This window comes from Nocardiopsis sediminis, from assembly GCF_042650565.1.
GTDB classification, from domain to species: domain Bacteria; phylum Actinomycetota; class Actinomycetes; order Streptosporangiales; family Streptosporangiaceae; genus Nocardiopsis_B; species Nocardiopsis_B sediminis.
Genome location: NZ_JBHSBH010000008.1, coordinates 313,059 through 331,607, shown reverse-complemented (window position 1 = coordinate 331,607; position 18,549 = coordinate 313,059). Strand labels below are relative to the sequence as shown.

Genomic DNA, 18,549 nt, shown 5'->3' with positions numbered 1-18,549 from the left:
CATCGGCCTCGTACAGGGCGGCGGCGAACCGCGTCTTGACCACGGCAGGCGCCACGGCGTTGACGCGTACCCGCGGCGCCAGCTCGTGGGCGAGCTGGGCGGTGACGTTGATCAGGGCGGCCTTGCTGGCGCCGTAGGCGGCGATGCCGGGTGAGGGGTGCAGCCCGGCGAGGGAGGCGACGTTGACCACGGCGCCGCCGTGCTCGCGCATCCAGGCGCGGTGGACCGCGGCGGTCCAGGAGACGGCGGCGATCACGTTGACCTCGAAGATCTTGGCGATGGCCGCGGGGTCGGCGTCGATGAGCGGGCCGAACACCGGGTTGATGCCCGCGTTGTTGACCAGGACGTCGATGCGGCCGAAGTCCGCCAGCGCCCGGTCGACGACCTCGGCGCGGTGGCCGGGGTCGTGCGCCTTGCCGGCGATGCCCAGCGCGGTGCCGGTGCCGCCGAGGGCGTCGACGGCCTCGCGCAGCGGGCCGGGGTCGCGGGCGGTGACCACGACCCGGCCGCCCTCCTTGACGATGCGCCGTGCGGCGGCGAGGCCGATGCCGCGGCTGGCCCCGGTGATGATCGCGGTCTTGCCGTCGAAACGTCCCACGGCCCCGTCCCTTCCGTCGGTGCGGCGTGCGCCGATCACAGTACCGACCGGCCGGTCGGTCCCTCCACCCCCGCTCCCCCGCACCTGGTAGCGTCACCGGGTGGCCCAGCACTACTTCGACTCCGAGCCGGAGGCCGCCAGCAGGCCGTCGACCGTCGACCTCGTCCTGCCCGACCTGCACCTGCGGCTGGGCACCGACCGCGGGATGTTCTCCCCCGACCGCGTCGACCTCGGCACCCGCGTGCTCCTCGAAAGCGTGCCCGCCCCGCCGCAGCACGGCCGGCTGCTCGACGTGGGCTGCGGGTACGGCCCGATCGCGCTGGCGCTGGCCCGGCGCGCGCCCGGGGCGTCGGTCACCGGCGTGGACGTCAACGCGCGTGCCGTGGGCCTGGCCCGCGCCAACGCCGAGGCCAACGGGGTGGCCAACGCCGATTTCCGGCTCATCGCCGCCGACGGCACCCCGGCGGAGCCGGGCCCGGACCTCGACGGCCCCTTCGACGCGATCTGGTCCAACCCGCCGATTCGGGTGGGCAAGCCCGTCCTGCACGGGCTGCTGCGCACGTGGCTGGGCCGCCTCTCGGCCGAGGGCGCCGCGCACCTAGTGGTGCAGCGCAACCTGGGCGCGGACTCCCTCCAGCGCTGGCTGGAGGCCGAAGGCTTCCCCGCAGAGCGGGCGGCGTCGCGGGCGGGCTTCCGCATCCTGCGGGTGACCCGCGGCGCCGGGAGGTGAGGTCCCTGCTGCACGCGCGCGCCGTGTCTGTATCCTGGGCGGCGACACATCCGGCACCCCGCCGCCAGGAAGCACGAGGAATACACCCCAGGTGAGCACGCAGCTGCGCCCCACTGACGTCAAGCGACTGAACCGCCACTGGCGCCAGCGCACCCAGGGCCGGGTCGGCCTGATCGTCGAATCCGTCACCCAGCCGTTCAACCTGGGATCCATCCTGCGCACGTGCGCGGCGTTCGGGGTCGAGGCCCTCTGGCTCTCCGGCAACGCCATCGAGCCCACCCACCCCCAGGTCGGCAAGACCGCTCTGGGGTCGGAGAAGAAGCTGCGCTGGGAGAAGCTGCGCACCTCGGCCGAGGCCGTCACCGCGGCCCGCGAGGCCGGGTTCAGAGTCGTGGCGATCGAGCTGGCGACCGGCGCCGCCCCGCTGCACGAGGCGCCCCTTGAGGGCGATGTGTGCCTGGCCGTTGGCGCCGAGGACCACGGGTGCTCCCCCGCTCTGCTGGCCGCCGCCGATTCGGTCGCCTTCATCCCGCAGATCGGGCGGGTCGGCTCGCTGAACGTCGCCGTGGCCACGGCGATCGCCGTCGCCGAGACCCGGCGGCGCGAGTGGCAGGCGGCCCCCGTCCCGGCAGAGGACGGCGCCTAGGCCGACTGAGCCCCCGCCCCCGCAGTCCCGGCCGGTGCCGCGCGGCCCGCCTCCGGTGTCCCCGGAGATGCCCTCTATCGCCACGCACCCCCCGTGACGAGGGCAATCTCGTCCAAAATCCATGATTCAACCCGCGACTCCGGGGAATTTCTCCGGTTCCATATTCGTATCCTCGGTGTACGAGAGAAGAGAGAGGAAAAGTGGACCCGTCCCGAAGTACCGGCAGCGTCCTTGACGGACGCTGCGGCCCTGATTCAGACGAGCCCCCTTCACCAGGCGGCGCGCGCACCGGAATTGACAGCTCCGAGGCGGTGCGTGCGACATCATGAGCACCATCCTCAGCATCCTCCTCGGAGCGCTGGTGGTCATCCTGATCACCGCGGCGACCGGATACTTCGTCGCCCAGGAGTTCGGCTACATGGCGGTGGACCGCTCCCGCCTGAAGGCCCGCGCCGCCCAAGGCGACGCCGGCGCGCGACGCGCCCTTGAGATCACCGGACGCACCTCGTTCATGCTGTCCGGCGCCCAGCTCGGCATCACCGTCACCGGCCTGCTGGTCGGTTACGTCGCCGAGCCCATGATCGGCGCCGGGATCGGTGAACTGCTCGGTGGCGCGGGGGTCCCCACGGGCACGGGCATCGCCGTCGGCACCGTCCTGGCGCTGCTGTTCTCCACCGTGGTCCAGATGGTCTTCGGGGAGCTGTTCCCGAAGAACCTGGCGATCGCCCGGCCCGAGCCGGTCGCGCGCTGGCTGGCCCTGTCGACCGCGATCTACCTGCGCATCTTCGGCGGGCTGATCTGGCTGTTCGACCAGGCCGCGATCCTGCTGCTGCGGGCGGTGCGCATCGAGCCGGTCGAGGACGTCCAGCACGCGGCCACCCCGCGCGACCTGGAACGGATCGTGGAGGAGTCCCGCGAGAGCGGCGACCTGCCCGCGGAGCTGTCCACCCTGCTGGACCGCACGCTGGACTTCCACGACCGCACCGCCGAGCACGCCATGATCCCGCGGCCCCAGGTCGCCACCGTTGAGGTCGGCGACCCGGTCAGCCGGGTGGTGGAGGCAATGGCCTCAGGCCACTCCCGATTCCCCGTGATGGGCGAAGGGCTGGACGACATCGTGGGCGTCATCTGCCTGCGCGACGTCCTGGCACTGGGCGACGCCGACCTCGGCTCGGTCAAGGTCTCCTCGGTCGCCCGCCCCGCGGTGCTCGTGCCGGGCTCGCTCCCGCTGCCCGGCGTGCTCGACCAGCTGCGCGACGCCGACGAGGAGTTCGCCTGCGTGGTCGACGAGTACGGGGGGCTGGCCGGTGTCATCACCACCGAGGACATCGCCGAAGAGCTGGTCGGGGAGATCGCCGACGAGCACGACCCCGAGGACGCCGGTGAGGCGCGCGTGAGCGAGGACGGCAGCTGGCTGCTGCCGGGGGCGCTGCACGTCGACGAGGTCGAGCGGCTGCTCGGGCACGACCTGCCCGAGGGCGACTACGAGACCATCGGCGGGCTCGTCATCAACGAGCTGCGCCGCCTGCCCGAGCCCGGGGACCAAGTGGTCGTCGACCTGCCGCGCCACCCGGGCGCCCATGACGACGAACCGCACCGCTCGGTGGCGCTGAGCGTGGAGAACGTCGACCGGCACGTGCCCGAGACGGTACGGCTCGAACTGCGCGAGCGCGAGGCCGACCTCGCGGCGCGGGACAGCGAGGTGAACGCATGAGCGACATGAACCCGATCGTGGCCCTGGCCATCTCGGTGGCCATCATCGCGCTCAGCGCGTTCTTCGTGGCCATCGAGTTCGCGCTGGTGGCCGCGCGCCGGTACCGGCTGGAGGAGGCCGCCGAGACCAGTGCGTCGGCGCGCGCGGCGCTGAAGAGCGCCCGCGACCTGTCGCTGCTGCTCGCGGGCTCGCAGCTGGGGATCACCCTGTGCACGCTGGCGCTGGGTGCGATCACCAAGCCGGCGGTGCACCACCTGATGGAGCCGCTCTTCACGTGGATGCCGGAGGCGGCGGCCTATGTGGTGTCGTTCGTCGTCTCGCTGATCGTGGTGACGTTCCTGCACCTGGTGGTGGGCGAGATGGCGCCGAAGTCGTGGGCCATCTCCCACCCGGAGCGGTCGGCGACGCTGCTGGCGATCCCGATGCGGGCGTTCATGTGGTTCACGCGGCCGCTGCTGGTCGCGCTGAACGGCATGGCCAACTGGTGCCTGCACCGGGTGGGCGTCGAGGCGGTCGACGAGGTGGCCTCCGGGCACGGCCCCGATGACCTGCGGGAGCTCGTCGACCATTCGGCGAAGGCCGGTGCGCTGGACGAGGACCGCCGCGAGCAGCTGGCGACGGCGCTGGAGGTGAACTCCCGGCCGCTGCGCGAGATCGTGACGGCCCGGGAGGAGCTGGCGGCGGTGTCGCCCGACGCGTCCCTGGAGGAGATCAAGCGGCTCTCCCGGGAGTCGGGCCACCTGCGGCTGGTCGTGATGGACGGGGAGGCCCCGGTGGGCGTGCTGCACGTGCGCGACGCGCTGACGAGCCCCGCGGAGACCACCGCGGCCGACCTCATGCGGCCGGTGCTGACCCTGGAGGCGGCCACGCCGATCTATGCGGCGCTGAGCATCATGCGGGAGAGCCGCAGCCACTTGGCGCTCGTCGAGGTCGACGGCCGCCTGGTGGGGCTGGTGACCTTGCAGGACATGCTCGACCGGCTCCTGCTGCTGGACACGGCGGCCTAGCCGCCGCCCGCCGGCCGATGGCCGGGGCCCTGCGGGGTCCCGGCCATCGGCGCCTCCTGGGGTTCGCACACGCGTTCGGATATGGTGGGCGCACCTGTACCTGCCCTGGATCGGAGCCGCCGATGTCCGTCCGCCGGATCGTCCCCAACATCCACACCCGCGACCTCGGCGGGAGCCGCGCGTTCTATGGGGCACTGGGCCTGGACGAGGTCATGGACCTCGGCTGGATCGTCACCCTGGCCTCGCCCTCGGTGCCCACGGCCCAGGTCGGTCTCGCCACCCATGACGAGACCGGGCCCGTGGTGCCCGACATCAGCATCGAGGTCGACGACGTCGATGCGGTCCACGCCGCGATGCGCGCCACCGGCGCGGAGATCGTCCACCCGTTGCAGGACGAGGAATGGGGAGTGCGCCGCTTCTTCGTCCGCGACCCCGACGGCCGGGTGGTCAACGTCTTGACCCACCGCTGAGGCCCGGCGCCCGGACAGGGCGGGCCGGCGGTGGCAGCGAGCGCGAAGCCCGCCGCGATGGCCGCTGCGGCGACGCGTGGGCGATGGCCCGCGCCGCCGATCCGGGCCGTCGGGCCGGGCGCGGTCACGGGGCGGTGGCGTGGACGAGGAAGCCCGTGCGGGGGCGGTCGTCACCGGCGACGAGCCGTTCGGCCCGGGCCCGGGTGAAGCCCGCGGCGGTGGCGATGGCCGCCGCCGCGTCCTCGTCGTCGGGGATCGGGATGTCGGCGTGCACGAGGTCGGCGAAGGCGGGCGCGGGCCGGAAGGTGGCCGCCGCGGGCAGGCTGAAGGCGACCCGCCCGCCCGGGCGCAGCACGCGCCGCCAGTCGCGCAGCGCCCCCATCCCGAGAAAGTGCAGCGACGACGCGCACACGACGAGGTCGACGGCGGCATCGGCGACCGGCGCGGGCGCCGCGGGCCCGGTCCGCCACTCGATGCGCCCGTCGGGATCGTGCTCGGCGGCGGCCGCAACGGCGCGCTCTACCATCCGCGGCGACAGGTCGATGGCGACGATCCGCTCCGGCCGGAACCGCCGCAGCACGGCGAACGCGGCGTCGCCGGTCCCGGTGGCGGCGTCGAGCACCACCCGCGGCGCGACCGCGCCGTCCACCCCGCCGACGAGCCGGTCCGCGACCAGCCGGTGGAACGCATCGCCGTACCGGGCGGCGGCATCGTCGAACAGCGCTACTGCGGCTGCGAGATCCATACGGGGACATTAGCGCCACATCCTCAAGCCGCGATCGTCCCAGCACGGACCCGCCTGCGACACAGCGGGCGTCCGCCCCGCAGCGGGAAAGAGTGCCGACTCTCTCCCCTCGCCGGCGGAGTCACGGGGCGACGGCCGCCGGGCGCACCGCGCCCTCCGGCGGCACGCCCCGTGTTCCGGCCGACGGACCCCGCCCAGCCGTTGCGCACGGACGGCCCCAGGTCGCGGACGCACAACGAGCGCCGGATCACCGCTTCGTGTCCTCAATGTCCCACCCGCAGGCGGAATCAGCGTGGCCGGGCGGCTGTTCTCCATTGTCGCCGCCGTGTACGGCGGTCCGGCGGTGGTGGCTTCGAGAATGAGGACGTGGGACGTGGCACGGACGCGCAGTGGGGACCGGATGTGGGCGGTGGCGATCGCCGCCGGGTTCTGGGGGACCTCCGCGCTGATGCGCGACCCCCTCGCGGCGGTCCTGCCCGCGCCCACCATCGTCCTCTATGAGCACGCGGTCATCGCGGTCCTGCTGCTGCCGTGGGCCGTCCCGGCCTTCCGCGCCCTGGCCGGGGCCGGGGCGCGGGTGATCACGGCGATGGTGCTCATCGGGGGCGGTTCCTCGGCGCTGGCGACCACCCTGTTCACCATGGCCTTCGCCACCGGCGACCCCATCACCCCCCAGGTGTTGCAGAAGCTCCAGCCGCTGTTCGCGATCCTGCTCGCGGTGGCCGTGCTCGGCGAGCGCCTCACCCCCCGCTTCGCGCTGTACGCGGTGCCCGCGCTGGCGGGCGCCTGGTTCCTGGCCTTCCCCGACCCCTTCTCCGTCAGCCTGAGCAGCGCGAAGGCCGCGGCCCTCGCCATCGGCGCGGCGGCGCTGTGGGCCGCGGGCACGGTGCTGGGCCGGCTGGCCGGGACGCGGCTGTCCTTCATGCACGTGACCGCGCTGCGGTTCACCATCGCGCTGCCGGTGGCGCTGGCGATCGCGGCCGCCACCGGCGCGCCCCTGGTGGTCGCCCCCTCCCACCTGCCCATGATCATCGCGCTGGCGCTGATCCCGGGCTTGGCGGCCCTGTCGCTGTACTACTGGGGCCTGGGGCGCACGGCGGCCAGCCGGGCGACCTTGGCCGAGCTCGCGTTCCCGCTGGTGTCGGCGGTGGTGGGGGTCGCGGTCCTGGGCGCCCAGCCCACCTGGAGCCAGTGGGCGGGCGGCGCGCTCGTGCTGGTGTCGGTCACCGCGATGGCGCTGACCCGCTCGCGCCCCCGCGCATCGGGCGTGGTCGTGCCCCGCGACGGTGCGCCGGAGGCGGTGGCGCGGTGAGCCCCGGAACACCAGGGCGCTGCCCACCGGAACGCGAATTCACGGCCCGGTAGCGGCTAGGAACGGGGGCGGCGGCCCAGGGCGATGTGCACCGAGACATCGAGGTCGGTCACCCCGCGCTCCGCCATGAGCCGGCCGAGTGTGTCGCGGACGCGGTCGCGGGCGGCGGGGTCCAGGCCGGAGAGCATGGCGCGGGCCGCGTTGCCCAGCACGAACTCCCACGCGGTATCGGGGTCGAGGGGGAGGCGGCGGTCGTGGCGCACCACCTCGACGCCCTCCAGTCCCAGGCGTTCCAGCCAGGCGGTGAGGGTGCCGGCGTCGGCGATGCGCTCGCGCGCCTGCTGGAACCCGGCCTGGTCGACGGGGTGGCCGAGCTCGGCGGCGACGGCGTCGCGCAAAAGCGTGAGGAAGCTGCCGAGCGCGCCGTCGGCCCACACGGTGACGGCCATACGCCCGCCGGGGCGCAGGGCCCGCACGAGCGCGGAGGTTCCGGCGTCCATGTCGGAGAAGAACGCCACACCGTGCACGACCTGCACGAGGTCGTAGGCGCCGGGTTCGGGCCAGGTGCAGGCGTCGGCGGCGATGAAGCGCAGGCCGGGCAGCCCGGCGGAGCGCTCGCGCCCCTGCTCCAGCAGGGCTTGGGACAGGTCGACGGCGTCGACGGAGCCGTCCGGGGCGACGGCCATGGCCGCGGGGATGGCGGAGGCGCCCGCACCGCAGCAGGCGTCGAGGACGCGTTCGCCGGGCCGTGGGGCGGAGACGCCGGTGGTGAGTTCGCCCATGCGGTCCCACAGGCGCTGCGACCAGGCGGCGAACTCGGCGGCGCCGGCGTCGAAGAGCGTCCCGACGTGCGTGTCGGCCATGGCGGACCACCTATCCTCTCGGTCGGAACGGGCTGCCTGGTGGGGTCGCCGCAACCGCGGGGCAGCGCGTGTGCGTGAGGGAGGCGCCCCGCCCACCGTACGAGCGCACACGATGGGGAACGATAACCGTTTCCGTTCGGCTTGGGAAGCCCTGTGCCACTCGGCGTCCGGAAACGGCGCCGCCCCCGGGCCGGCGGGCGGCGCGGGGGCGGCGGAGGGGTGCGGTCAGGCGGTGGCCGAGGTGAGGGTCACCTCGATGTTGCCGCGGGTCGCACGGGAGTAGGGGCACACCTGGTGGGCGGCCTCGACCAGCTTGGCGACCTCGGCCTCCGGCAGGCCGGGGATGGTGACGTGCAGTTCGACGGCGATGTCGAGGCCGTCCTCGCCGCTGCCGAGGCTGACCTTGGAGTCGATGGTGGAGCCGTCGACCTTGACCTTGGCCTCGCGGGCGACCTTCTTCAGGGCGCCGTGGAAGCAGGCGGCGTAGCCGACCGCGAACAGCTGCTCGGGGTTGGTGCCGGGGCCGTCGTCGCCGCCCAGGCCCTTGGGGACGGACAGGTCGGCGTCCAGGCGGCCGTCGCCGGTGCTGCCGTGTCCCTTGCGGCCTTCGCCGGTGACGGTGGCTTCGGCGGTGTACAGAACCTTCACGGTCTCTCCCTTTGGGGTCGGGTGCCCTGGGCGGCGCGCAGCTCGTGTGCTGCCGCCCCGGCCGATTCGGTGATGCGGTCGAGGAGCGCGCGCAGCTCTCCGATGCGGTCCTCGGGGATCCCGGTGGAGCACAGCACCCGGCCGGGGATGTCCACCGCGCGCTCGCGCAGGGTGGCCCCCTGGCCGGTGAGGGCGATGTGCACCACCCGCTCGTCGCCGGTGTCGCGGGTGCGCCGCACCAGCCCGCCGGCTTCGAGCCGGCGCAGCAGGGGCGAGAGCGTGCCGGAGTCGAGCCGGAGTGCCGCCCCCAGCTCCTTGACGGGAAGGGTGCCGCGCTCCCATAGCACCAGCATGACGAGGTACTGGGGGTAGGTGAGCCCGAGGTCGGCGAGGAGTTCGCGGTAGAGCCCGGTCAGCGCGCGCGACGCCGCGTACACGGCGAAGCAGAGCTGGTTGTCCAGCGAGAGCGGGTCGCTCCCCGGCCGTTCGGACATGCGCACCTCCTCGGATATTCAATTTAGCACAACTTGATTGCGCGCAACTTAATTCCCCGCGTCGTCCGGTCGTCCATTCGGGTCGCCTTCACCCGGAACCCCGTCCGGCGCCCGCTCCCGGCCGGAGGAAGTCCCGGCCGCCTCGGCCGCCTCCTGGGCGCCGCGCAGCTTGACCGCGAGGTCGCGAAGTGCGCGCAGCTCATCGGGGTCGAGGGCGCTGCCCACGTAGCGGTCGATGGCGGCCGCGTGCTCGCGGCCCACCCGGCGCAGCACCGCGCGCCCGTGGTCGGTGAGGCCCACGACGGTGCCGCGCCGATCGCCCGGGGCACCGCAGCGCCACACCAGCCCGTCGCCTTCCATGCGCTCCACGAGCCGGCTGATGCTGGGCTGAGTGAGCAGCACGTGCGCGTTGAGGTCGCGCAGCCGGGTCCCGCGGGGGCAGCGGGAGAGGGTGTAGAGGACGTCGTATTCGCGCATGGAGACCTCCCACCCCCGGAAGTCGTCCTGGAAGCGGCGGTGGAGCGCCATCTGGGCGCGCGTCAGCGCCTCCCACGCCTCTTCGGCGAGCTCGTTCCTGGGCATCCCGCGCCTCTCCTCCCGGACCGCATCCGGCCGCCTCCATGATCGCACCGGCCGCCCGCCGCGGAGCCCCGAGCCGACGGGCCGCACCGGCCCTGTGGACCCGCGGTCCATCACGGGAATGAAAACGGTTATCATTCGCTTGTACGGATCGGACCCGGCCGACCCTGTCGGCCCGCGAACACGAGAAACCCGGAGGTGACCGCATGGCCCGCAACGATCTCCGGCCGGTGGTCAAGCTGCGCTCCACCGCGCGCACCGGCTACACCTACGTCACCACCAAGAACCGCCGCAACAGCCCCGACCGGCTGGTGCTGCGCAAGTACGACCCCGTCGTCCGCCGCCACGTGGAGTTCCGCGAAGAGCGCTGACGAACCCGCCACCCCGCCCAGGAGGCCCCATGAAACCCGGTATCCACCCCGACTACCGCCCCGTCGTCTTCCGCGACCGCGCGGGCGACTTCGCCTTCCTCACCCGCTCCACCGCCACGAGCGACACCACCATCGAATGGGAGGACGGCGCCACCTACCCCGTCATCGACGTGGAGATCTCCAGCGCGAGCCACCCGTTCTACACCGGCCGGGGCCGCGTCATCGACACCGCCGGCCGCGTGGAGCGGTTCCAGCGCCGCTACGGCACCGCGTGACCACCCGCCCCGGCCATGAGCCGGGGCGCGCACGACCGACCGCACCACGATCCACGATCCACGATCCACGAAGAGGCGTCATGGCCGTTCCCAAACGCAAGATGTCGCGTTCCAACACGCGCAAGCGCCGCTCCCAATGGCGCGCCGAGACGCCCGGCCTCGTCCGGCTGACCATCGGCGGGCGCAGCGCGCTCGTCCCGCACCGCCTGGTCCCGGCCTACCGCCGCGGCCTGCTGCCGCTGCCCGACTGATACCGCGGGACCGGCCGGGACCGACCCGGCCCGCGCGGGGCCCCGGGGGCGTGGCACCGCGCACGGACCCCGCCGGGCCGCTCCCCTCCTCGGCGGCCCGGCGGGGGCGCGCTCACCCTTCGGGCGCGGGCCGGCCTCCGTCCCCGATCACGGCCAGGCCCGGGGTCAGACCCGTTCCAGCGGCCGGTGCGGGCCCAGCGGCAGGTCCACGCCGATCACGTCGCCGGGGCGGACCACACCGCCGGCGCGGACGACGCCCATGACCCCGGCCTTGCGCACCACCGCACCGTCGGCGTCCCGGCCGACCACGGCCGCCAGCATGCCCTTCTGGAACCCGTCGATCTGCGCGCACGGGTTGCGCAGCCCGGTCACCTCCACCACGGCATCGGGCCCCACGCGCAGCAGCGCCCCCGTGGGCAGCCCGAGCAGGTCCAGGCCGCGTGTGGTGATGTTCTCGCCGAGGTCCCCGGGGCCGGCCGTGAACCCCGCGGCGCGCAGCTCGTCGTGGAGCTCGGTGTGGAGCAGGTGCACCTGGCGCAGGTTGGGCTGCGTGGGGTCGCGCCGCACCCGCGACAGGTGCTGCACGGTGCGTCCCAGATGGGCATCGCCCTCGACCCCGAGCCCGGCCAGCAGGCGAATGGCGTCCCGGCCGGCCTTGCTGAACGCGTGCACCCCGCTGCGGCTCACCGCCGCCACCTCGCCCGCCATCCCACCCCTCTCCTTCGCCCTCATCCTCGCAGCCGCGTCCGCGGGGCGCAGCGCGGCCCCGGACGGTGCGCGGACCGGCGGCCGGGTCCTCGCTCCCCGTCCGGGGCGCCCCTTCAGTCCGCTGCGGTCAGCCGGGTCAGATCGGCGAGCACTTCCGAGGCCGCCACCGGGTCGAGCGAGCCGAAGCACAGCGCACCGGCCGCGCCCGCCTCCCCGGCCGGGGCGCCGTCGAGCCCCACCCGGGTGACGGTCCACCCGGATCCGGTGCCGCCTTCCGCGAGCGGAGCGGCGGGGTCCAGCTCGACCACCACGGTGCGGTCCCCGCGCAGCGACCACGAGAGCCGGCACCGGGCACCGTCGCCGTCGGGGTCGTCCCGCTCCCAGCCGCGCCCCTCCATCCCCGTCAGGCTTTCCGCGGCCACGGCATGGCCGCGAAAGACCGTGAGCTCCCCGCGATCCCGCTCGTCGCCGGACAGTGCACGGACACACCGGCCCAGCTGCGGGAACGGCTGGAGGATCTCGCGGGCGGCGAACACCTCCACCCAGGCGTCGAGCGCATTGCCCAGTTCAACGGGGTGGGCGATCCCGATCCCGACCTCATCCCCAAGCGTCGTCGCGGCGCCGTCGGCGCCGACGAGGGTGCCGTCCGGGGCGACGCGGAAAGCGGCGCCGTCATCGGTGATCCACACCAGCCCCCGCGCTATGGTGCGCAACAGCGGATGCTCCACGAAGCACACCCGGAATTCGGCGAGCGACCAGCGACGCCGCGCCACCATCGCCCGTTCGAGCCTCAGGATCTCTTCGGCCGCCATGGCCGTTACACCCTTCGGCGGATCGGAGGGACGCGTGTGTGCGGTGGCGCATCCCGCCTCCACCGGGCTTGCGGCGCCGCCGTGCCGGGGATGTATGACGGCCGGCCACGCATCGGAGATGACGAAGGCGTCCTCGCCGGGGTGTCCGTTCTCAGGTCCGGTTCCGTGCTCTGACCGGTGCACGCTGCCTCCTCAGGCCGTCGCTACGCGGCGAACACTAAGCAGGCCCTGTGACAACCACCCGCGGCCCCGGTGGCCGCGGGCCGCCGGGGCTCAGATGGCCTTCCACCGCTGGAGCAGGTGGAAGGCGCCCCACCCAGGTAGAACGGGGAGCCAGAAGGTGAACAGCCGGAACAGCAGCACCGCCGGCAGCCCCACAGCGGCGGGCAGCCCGGCGACCGTGGTCAGGCCGCCGAGCAGCGCCGCCTCCACGGCGCCCAGCCCGCCGGGCGTGGGTGCTGCCGAGCCGACGGCGTTGCCGGCCAGGAACACCACGGCCACAGCGGTCAGGCTCGCCTGGCCGCCGAACGCCGCGATGGAGAAGTACAGGCAGAGCACGAAACCGGCGGTGAGCAGCACGGTGCCGCCGACGCCCATGGCCAGGCGGCGCGGGTTCTGGAGGAGGTCCAGCATCTGGGGGACGGTGCCCTGGAAGTAGGGGCGCGCCCGGTCGACCACCGCGCGGCGCAGGCGCGGCAGCAGCAGGACCGCCGTGATCGCCACGCTGAGCACGGCGATGACCGCGATGAGCGTGCCCGAGGGCGAGAAGTCGGCCCAGTGGGCGGTCCCGGTGAGGTAGGCGCACACCAGCAGGATCGGCAGGTTGGCCACCAGCCCCACCACCTGCGACAGGCCCACAGCGGAGAGCGCGAGCCCGGGTGAGGCGCCCATGCAGGTGACGTAGCGGGTGTTGAGGGCGATCGACCCGAGCCCGGCGGGCGCGGCGATGCGGATGAAGGAGCCCGCGTAGTGCACCAGCACCGTCGTCCACAGGTTCAGCCGGATGGGCACGAACCCCATGAGCGCCAGCGCGGCGGCGACCATGCACACCACCGACGCCGCGAACGCCGCGGCCGCCCAGCCGAGGTCGGCACCGGAGATCGTGCCGAAGTCGACGCCGGCGAGCTGGTAGGCGAGGACGAGGCCGACGATGGTCGCGGCCACCACGCTGACAACGGTGCGGGGGCGCATCCGCTCCAGGCGCGCCTGGCGGGCGGGTGCCTCGGGGGCGAGTTCGGCGATGCGGCCGCGGATCGCGCCCAGGGCCGCGCGGCGAGAGCGCAGCCGTTTGCGCAGGCCGAACGGCATCCCGGCGGGCTGGAGGAAGGGCAGTGCGGCGGCAACGCCCTCCACGCCCAGGACCCGGACGGCGGCGTCCACCGACCGGGTCTCGCCCACGCGCAGCGCCAGCACGGTCAGCAGAGCGGCGACGTCCAGCGACGCCTTGAGCGGGGAGGCGGCCACACCGCCGCCGGACAGGCCGGTGAAGGCGACCCGGCCACTCAGCAGCCGGCCGACGGTGTCGCCGTTGAGGCTGCCGTGGACGATGCGGTGGCGGTGCAGGAGGCCCAGCTCCGCCCAGGCGGCGTCGAGGAGGTCGTCGGTGATGGCGTCGTCGGCGATGGCGTCGAGGGGGACCATGCGCCGGTGCTCGTGGACGAGGGCGACCGTGCCCAGGCCGAGTTCGCCGATGGCCAGCACCCGGGGGACGGCGGCGCCGGCCGCGCGCGAGGCGAACCCCAGCAGCGCCGCGTGTTCGAGGCGGCGGTGCAGGCTCAGCAGGACCGGCGGCGCGACGGGGTCGCGCAGCAGGATGAGCGCCATGAGCCGCTTCCACCAGCCGCTGGTGTCGTCGGCGCGCAGCAGGACGACGTCGAGGCGGCGGTCGGTGGTGTCGACGACGAACCGCTGGTTGCCCTCGCCGTCGGTGCCGTCGGGGGCGACGCCGAGCGGGTCGAGGCCGAACCGGCGGAGCTCGCGGATGAGCCGGTCGGTGGCGGGCACCGGACGCGACAGGCCGACGGCGTAACGGGAGGCCGATGCGCACGCCCCGCCGACGAGCACGGTCAGCAGCAGCGCCAGGACGGTGGTCACGCCGGCCAGCACCACCGAGGCGGAGGTCAGCCCGATGCCCAGCCACATGGCGGCGCGCAGGCGCGGCAGGCGGCCCAGCGGCAGCGCGCCGACGTAGGCGACGGCGGCGGCGACGTAGGCGTGCAGGGGGCTGGTGAAGAGGTTGTGCGTGTCGGCGACGGCGAGCACATCGGGCGGCCCGCCCGGGCCGGAGACCGCGACCACCGTGGCGTTGGCGGCGCCGACGACCCCGTAGGCGAGGGCGGCCCCGAACAGCGCGCGCACGACCTGCCGGAACTCACGGCGCAACAGCCGCTCCACCGCCGTCACCCCGGCCAGCACGATCACCATGATGTTGGCGGCCCCCGCGAGCAGCGCGAGCAGGGAGGGCGGCACGAGCGCGCGCAGCTCGGCGGGCGCGGCGGGCTCGGTCTCGCCGGTGGCCACCCGCACGGCCAGCAGCACAAGGGCGACGGCCAGCACCCCGGCCAGCCCGAGCAACAGGTCCTGCGGCCGCCGCGCCGTCGGCCGGACCTCCTCCAGCGAAGCGGACACGGGGGTGCCGCCGTGGCGCGGCCGCGGTTCTCCTCGTTTCACGGACCCCAGCCTGCCCGAATCCCCGCCCCCACGCGGCCCGCCCGGGTGTGGCGTGTCCGCGCCAGTGGGCGAGCGCGGCTGGAAAATGCATATTCCCGACCATTTGCAGGTGCATTCGCCGCGGCCACTTTTGGGCCGCACCGACCGGGACAGCATCGCCTTACCGGAATGGACAAAACATTCTGTCCACTCCGGCGGTCAATCCTTCTCGGATGGGATCGGGATCGCAGGTCATCAGCATCACGACGGACAGCAAGATCCTACATCGCACAGGTGACAGGTTTCGGCCAGTGGAAAGATCTATTTTCCGGGCATTATCCGATTTGGGGGGTGATGGCATAAGGAGGTTCCGTTGGAGCTGAGGGTTCTGGGCCCGGTCGAACTCCTGATCGCGGGCCGTCCCGTGGATCTCGAATCCGGTCGGACGATGGCCGTCATCGCCGTACTCGGCTTGGAGGGCGGCCGACCGATTCCGCGGGATACCGTGGCCCTGAGCATCAATGACGATGAGCCGATGAACCTCAATACGTTCAATTCGTATGTAACCCGCGCGCGGAACCGACTGGAGGCGGTCGGCGCCGACCGTACCGCCATTGTCAACAGGTCGGGGACGTGTGCCCTGAAGATCGATCCGCGTCGGGTGGACTGGCTGCGGTTCCAGGAGCTGCGCAGCAGGGCGAAGACGGCGGAGCGCAGCGGCGACGAGGACACCGCGCTGGCCCGACTGGATACGGCCGTTGCACTGTGGCAGGGCGAACCGCTCACGGGGCTGTCGGGCGTGTGGGCCACCAGAACCCGCGAGTACCTGCGCCGCGCCCACCGCGGCGTGCTATCCGACTGGGCACGCCTGGCACTGGACCGGCGCGACCCCGACGACATCGTCGGCCTTCTGAGCAAGCATGCGGCCCGTTACCCCGATGACGAGCCGCTGACCCTGAAACTGATGAAGGCGCTACACGCGTCGGGCCGGACCACTGAGGCGATGGACGTCTACCACACGATCAAACAGCGCCTGAGCGAGCACCACGGCACCGACCCTGGGGCGGACCTCCAGCGGACCTTTCAATCTCTCCTGGGCGCGACGGCTCGCCCGCGGGGCTCGCCGTCCTCCTCACAGCCCCGGCCTCCACGCCCTCAACGCGACAACCTCAGCCGCGACATCCCCGACTTCACCGGCCGCCACACCGAACTCGCCGCCCTCCTGTCGTCGGCGCGTTCCCCCTCTCCCACGGCCGCCACCGTCCACGTCATCAACGGAATGGCAGGAGTGGGAAAGACCGCCCTGGCGACCCACGCGGCCCACCGGTTGAAGGACGCCTTTCCGGACGGCCGCTACTTCATTCGACTCCATGGCGCCCACGCCCAGCACGCTCCCAAGGATCCGGGCGAAGCACTGCACGAGCTTCTCGTCATGCTCGACGTCGCGGCCGAGAGCATCCCGGCTTCTCTGGAGCAGCGCGCCGCCCTATGGCGTGACCGGACGTCCGGCATACGCGCCTTGCTCATCCTCGACGACGCCGCCGATGATGACCAAGCCCTGCCCTTGATCCCAGGGGGCAGCGGATGCACGGTCTTCATCACAAGCCGCCGACGCCTCCATGCGGTGGAGGGCGCCCGGCATATCAAACTCGGCGTCCCGTCCCACAACGAAGCACTGATGCTTTTCAGAGAACTCGCCGGACATTCGACTGACCCTGATGGAACCCAGACATCGCATCTGGTCGCGATCGCTGAACGACTCCCCCTGGCGCTACGACTCCTGGCCAACAGGTGGCGCCAACATCCAGCGTGGTCGCCAGATGACCTCGTAGTACATCTACGACGCACGCGTGAACGCATCACGGAATTTGCCGTTGGAAAATTGAATCTCCACACAATATTTCTCGCAAGTCTGCGCGACCTCACGCCCGAAGCACGATCCACGTTCTTTCTGCTCGGGCACCATCCGACTCCGGAATTTGGAATATCTGCTGCCGCGGCACTGATCGGAAAGTCGACTCGCGAGACCTCTAGACTGCTTGACGAACTGACGGACACCTCATTGCTCGATGAACCGCACGCCCATCGGTACACGATGCATGCCCTCCTCGCGGACTTTGCACGAATGCAGTCCGACATCTCCCCATCAGAGTTGAGGGTCGCAACATACCGAGCAATGGACTACTACACAGAAGCATGCAGTTCAATTCACGAAGATAAATCTTCATTCGCCGTCGAGCGGCAGAATATTCTTTCCGTTCTGACGTGGGCCCGCCTTCAAGGCGGATTAGAGATTCACGAAGCAAAGATATCTCGCGCGCTCGCCAAATCGATTGATCCTAATGACCTATCGCCCAACACCGTGGAACTCTACCAACGCGCTGTTGAAATATTGCGTAACCAAGATAATCAGGAGCTGCTGGCCCAGTCGCTCGTTGACCTTGGGAAAGCGCTGATCTCTGTCGGAGATCTACCTCAAGCCTCGATTTACATTCACGAGGCACTGCGCATCTGCGAACGCGTGGTCGATCAATCGGTCAAAGGCCGAGCACTGGTGCAGCTTGGCGTTCTAAAATCCAGAAGAGGATCGCTGACAGACGCCAGAATGGTCCTCCGACGGGCACTCAGGTTGTTCCACTCGACCCGTGATCGACATGGGATCGCCATAAGCATCGCCAGCTTGGCGCATTGCGATTGGATTCAAGGAGATTTTTTCAAAGCACTCTCCGGATTCCAGGAATCCCTGCTCATATTCGAGGATCTGGCGGACAAACCAGGCCAGGCGAAGATGAAGAGCAACATCGCCGGATGCTATTACAGACTTGAAAAATACGAGGATGCAGATCGGCTACTGAACGAGGGAATCGATCTACTCGATGGACTTGATTTGAAAAGTTCAATAGCCAGACTCAGAACAAATTTCGGAGAAATAAACTCCCTTAGAGGAAATCACCAAGAGGCACTATCCCAATTCAATGCGGCACTTGCGATCCACCGAGAAATGCGAGATCGCTGGGCGGAAATTGCAACGCTCGCCAACATGGGAAGAGCCCACTTGAATTTGGGGTCACTTGGAGTCGCCAGCGCCGATTTTCACGAGAGCCTCCGCCTGGCCGAGAAACTCGGGGATCCGATAAAGAAGTGTGAGGCCCTACTTGGTCTCGGCGACGTACTTCGCGCGCAAAGGGACATTTCGGGAGCAGAAGTCCTCTACCGCATGTCGCTCCATGCGGCCGAAGCGCACGGATTGATCGACGAGACGACGCACGCGAGCGGACGTCTCGCCGAGATCGCCGGGCCGCGAGAGACCCGTTAGGACGTACTCGCGAGTAATGGTGACACGGCGAACAATTAGTCACCATCCAGACAAATCATCGATGCCAAACTTGGCCCGGCGGCCAACGCGAGAGTAATGTCCAGTTAAGCTCCACCGTGCACGGGCATTCCAGACATGATATATGCTCTACAGCGGCGGGACCCGGCTCCACCAGAACCAGGGTCCCGCCTATTGAGTTCCTCCCGAATTCAACAATCGCCAACGACTCCAGGAGGACCCAACATGGCAAGGGTACAATCCAACACTCTCTTCTCAGAGAAGACCGCCCCAGACTACGGCTGGATCATCTTCGTGACGCCGAAGATCACTGACGTCCCCCGGGAGATCGTCCAGGTACTCT

At 71.4% G+C, this 18,549-nt stretch carries 19 protein-coding genes; 10 read left to right on the top strand and 9 right to left on the bottom strand.

Features of this window, described 5'->3' with window-relative positions:
• The coding region (locus ACFOVU_RS13250) for an SDR family oxidoreductase (RefSeq protein ID WP_378533349.1) at positions 1-598 on the bottom strand (598 nt) is incomplete at its 3' end.
• Positions 599-698: 100 nt separating this feature from the next.
• Between ACFOVU_RS13250 and ACFOVU_RS13245 the strand changes: the two genes are divergently transcribed.
• The 5 genes from ACFOVU_RS13245 to ACFOVU_RS13225 all read left to right on the top strand — a co-directional run bounded on the left by ACFOVU_RS13245 (position 699) and on the right by ACFOVU_RS13225 (position 5,165).
• The gene (locus ACFOVU_RS13245) at positions 699-1,328 is read left to right on the top strand and encodes a class I SAM-dependent methyltransferase (protein ID WP_378533347.1); all 630 of its coding nucleotides are present in this window, start codon (positions 699-701) and stop codon (positions 1,326-1,328) included.
• A gap of 91 nt (positions 1,329-1,419) precedes the next feature.
• Entirely contained in the window at positions 1,420-1,974 is a 555-nt protein-coding gene (locus ACFOVU_RS13240; protein ID WP_378533345.1) for a TrmH family RNA methyltransferase, read from the top strand.
• A 325-nt stretch (positions 1,975-2,299) separates the two neighbouring features.
• Positions 2,300-3,688, top strand: coding sequence for a hemolysin family protein (locus ACFOVU_RS13235; RefSeq protein WP_378533343.1), 1,389 nt, complete (start codon positions 2,300-2,302; stop codon positions 3,686-3,688).
• Positions 3,685-4,695, top strand: a complete 1,011-nt coding sequence (locus tag ACFOVU_RS13230; protein WP_378533341.1) for a hemolysin family protein — start codon at positions 3,685-3,687, stop codon at positions 4,693-4,695. The genes ACFOVU_RS13235 and ACFOVU_RS13230 overlap by 4 nt, the downstream gene beginning before the upstream one ends.
• A gap of 122 nt (positions 4,696-4,817) precedes the next feature.
• Complete coding sequence (locus tag ACFOVU_RS13225) at positions 4,818-5,165, top strand: VOC family protein (RefSeq protein WP_378533339.1); 348 nt, start codon at positions 4,818-4,820, stop codon at positions 5,163-5,165.
• Between the two features lie 124 nt (positions 5,166-5,289).
• Here the strand turns inward: ACFOVU_RS13225 and ACFOVU_RS13220 are convergent, their stop codons facing one another.
• Positions 5,290-5,910: a class I SAM-dependent methyltransferase gene (locus ACFOVU_RS13220; protein ID WP_378533337.1), complete on the bottom strand. Its 621-nt coding sequence runs from the start codon at positions 5,908-5,910 to the stop codon at positions 5,290-5,292.
• Between the two features lie 373 nt (positions 5,911-6,283).
• Between ACFOVU_RS13220 and ACFOVU_RS13215 the strand changes: the two genes are divergently transcribed.
• Complete coding sequence (locus tag ACFOVU_RS13215; protein WP_378533335.1) at positions 6,284-7,222, top strand: DMT family transporter; 939 nt, start codon at positions 6,284-6,286, stop codon at positions 7,220-7,222.
• A 56-nt stretch (positions 7,223-7,278) separates the two neighbouring features.
• On the opposite strand, the gene ACFOVU_RS13210 is transcribed toward ACFOVU_RS13215, so the two are convergent.
• The 4 genes from ACFOVU_RS13210 to ACFOVU_RS13195 all read right to left on the bottom strand — a co-directional run bounded on the left by ACFOVU_RS13210 (position 7,279) and on the right by ACFOVU_RS13195 (position 9,809).
• Positions 7,279-8,085, bottom strand: a complete 807-nt coding sequence (locus ACFOVU_RS13210) for a class I SAM-dependent methyltransferase (RefSeq protein WP_378533333.1) — start codon at positions 8,083-8,085, stop codon at positions 7,279-7,281.
• Between the two features lie 225 nt (positions 8,086-8,310).
• Entirely contained in the window at positions 8,311-8,733 is a 423-nt protein-coding gene (locus tag ACFOVU_RS13205) for an organic hydroperoxide resistance protein (protein ID WP_378533331.1), read from the bottom strand.
• On the bottom strand, positions 8,730-9,227 hold the full coding sequence (locus tag ACFOVU_RS13200; protein WP_378533329.1) for a MarR family winged helix-turn-helix transcriptional regulator: 498 nt from the start codon (positions 9,225-9,227) through the stop codon (positions 8,730-8,732). Before ACFOVU_RS13200 ends, ACFOVU_RS13205 begins: the two co-directional genes overlap by 4 nt.
• Before the next feature lie 48 nt (positions 9,228-9,275).
• Entirely contained in the window at positions 9,276-9,809 is a 534-nt protein-coding gene (locus tag ACFOVU_RS13195) for a MarR family winged helix-turn-helix transcriptional regulator (RefSeq protein WP_378533327.1), read from the bottom strand.
• Between the two features lie 203 nt (positions 9,810-10,012).
• Between ACFOVU_RS13195 and rpmG the strand changes: the two genes are divergently transcribed.
• The 3 genes from rpmG to rpmF all read left to right on the top strand — a co-directional run bounded on the left by rpmG (position 10,013) and on the right by rpmF (position 10,703).
• Complete coding sequence (gene rpmG, locus ACFOVU_RS13190; RefSeq protein ID WP_378533325.1) at positions 10,013-10,177, top strand: 50S ribosomal protein L33; 165 nt, start codon at positions 10,013-10,015, stop codon at positions 10,175-10,177.
• A 29-nt stretch (positions 10,178-10,206) separates the two neighbouring features.
• Complete coding sequence (locus tag ACFOVU_RS13185) at positions 10,207-10,452, top strand: type B 50S ribosomal protein L31 (RefSeq protein ID WP_378533323.1); 246 nt, start codon at positions 10,207-10,209, stop codon at positions 10,450-10,452.
• Between the two features lie 80 nt (positions 10,453-10,532).
• Positions 10,533-10,703: a 50S ribosomal protein L32 gene (gene rpmF / locus ACFOVU_RS13180; protein WP_378533321.1), complete on the top strand. Its 171-nt coding sequence runs from the start codon at positions 10,533-10,535 to the stop codon at positions 10,701-10,703.
• Positions 10,704-10,868: 165 nt separating this feature from the next.
• Here rpmF and ACFOVU_RS13175 read toward each other — a convergent pair whose 3' ends face one another.
• From ACFOVU_RS13175 to ACFOVU_RS13165, 3 genes are all read right to left on the bottom strand, one after another.
• On the bottom strand, positions 10,869-11,411 hold the full coding sequence (locus ACFOVU_RS13175) for an MOSC domain-containing protein (protein ID WP_378533319.1): 543 nt from the start codon (positions 11,409-11,411) through the stop codon (positions 10,869-10,871).
• Between the two features lie 113 nt (positions 11,412-11,524).
• Complete coding sequence (locus ACFOVU_RS13170; protein WP_378533565.1) at positions 11,525-12,286, bottom strand: DUF4132 domain-containing protein; 762 nt, start codon at positions 12,284-12,286, stop codon at positions 11,525-11,527.
• Between the two features lie 210 nt (positions 12,287-12,496).
• A complete protein-coding gene (locus ACFOVU_RS13165; RefSeq protein ID WP_378533317.1) occupies positions 12,497-14,851 on the bottom strand; it encodes a lysylphosphatidylglycerol synthase domain-containing protein in 2,355 nt (784 codons plus the stop codon).
• Positions 14,852-15,245: 394 nt separating this feature from the next.
• Here ACFOVU_RS13165 and ACFOVU_RS13160 point away from each other — a divergent pair, with 394 nt between their 5' ends.
• Positions 15,246-18,188 (top strand): AfsR/SARP family transcriptional regulator, encoded by a 2,943-nt coding sequence (locus tag ACFOVU_RS13160; RefSeq protein WP_378533316.1) that lies wholly within the window; start codon positions 15,246-15,248, stop codon positions 18,186-18,188.
• Positions 18,189-18,549: the final 361 nt, after the last annotated feature.